This is a genomic window from Variovorax glucosi (assembly GCF_051216695.1).
Lineage (GTDB): Bacteria > Pseudomonadota > Gammaproteobacteria > Burkholderiales > Burkholderiaceae_C > Variovorax.
In genome coordinates this window covers 1-1,114 of record NZ_JBPJZE010000303.1, presented here as the reverse complement: position 1 = coordinate 1,114, position 1,114 = coordinate 1, and the positions used below count along the sequence as shown (strand labels likewise).

At 69.2% G+C, this 1,114-nt stretch carries 2 protein-coding genes; both read right to left on the bottom strand.

The window, feature by feature from the left end; genetic code table 11:
* A partial coding sequence (locus tag ACSFA3_RS25160; RefSeq protein ID WP_435508063.1) for an NAD(P)/FAD-dependent oxidoreductase occupies positions 1–833 on the bottom strand: 833 nt, incomplete at its 3' end.
* Positions 834–876: 43 nt separating this feature from the next.
* Positions 877–1,114 (bottom strand): globin domain-containing protein (locus ACSFA3_RS25155; RefSeq protein WP_475544590.1); only part of this gene is annotated, 238 nt, incomplete at its 5' end.

Genomic DNA, 1,114 nt, shown 5'->3' with positions numbered 1-1,114 from the left:
AAGCGCGTGCAGTCGCCCACCGCGAGCACGTCGGCCGCGCTGGTCTGCATGTGGCCGTCGACCACGATGCCGTCCGCGCATTCGATGCCGGCCGCTTGCGCGAGCGCGGTCTCGGGCACCGCACCGATGCCGAGCAGCAGCAGATCGACAGGCTGCTTCACGCCGTTGACCTGCACCGACACCAGCCTGTCGCCTTCGACTTCGAACGCGCCGGTCTGTGCGCCGAGCACGATGTCGATGCCGGCCGCGCGGTGGGTGGCGAGCACGTGCGCCGACAGCTCGGGCGAGACGGCGCGCCCCAGCAGGCGCGGCGCGCTTTCGATGACCTGCACCGACTTGCCGAGCGCCTTGGCGGTGGCCGCCACTTCGAGCCCGATGAAGCCGCCGCCGAGCACCGTCACATGTTCGGCCGCCGCGAGACGCGTGCGCAGGCGATGCGCTTCATCGGCCGCGCGCAGGCTCGCGACGTTTTCCAGACCCGGCTTCAGGTCGGGCATCTGGCGCGCACGCGTGCCGGTAGCCAGCACCAGTTGCTGCCACGGCAGGATCGCGCCCGACCGCAGCGTGACGGTGTGAGCCTCGCGATCGATAGCCACTGCGGAATCGCCCAGGTGCAGCGTGATGCCCGCTTCGCGGTACCAGTCAGCGGCCTTGTGCGGCTGCGTGGTCTCCTCCACGCTCTTGAGGAAGGCCTTGGACAGCGGCGGGCGGTGATACGGCTCGCAGGCCTCCTCGCAGACCAGGTGCACGCGCGCGCCCTGCCCTGCTTCAGCAAGGCCGGCGCAGAGCTGGGCCGCGGCGTGGCCGCCGCCGATGATGACGATGGAATTCATGGAAGAAGCGTCTTTCGGAGTCGTTGTGTATTCGGACTGGCGGTCACTCACCGCGGTTGCGCATCCAGTCGGCGGTTTTGAAGAAGGAGTCGCGCAGACGTTCGCGCAGGTCTTCCGGCACGCCTGTCTCGCCCATGGCCTGGTCCATGCAAGCCAGCCACTGGTCGCGCTCCTTGATGCCGATGGTGTGGCCACCGATGCTCTGCGGCAGGTGGCGCGCACGCAGCATCGGATGGCCGAAGCGGTCGGTGTAATGCTGCGGGCCACCGAGCCAACCGCAC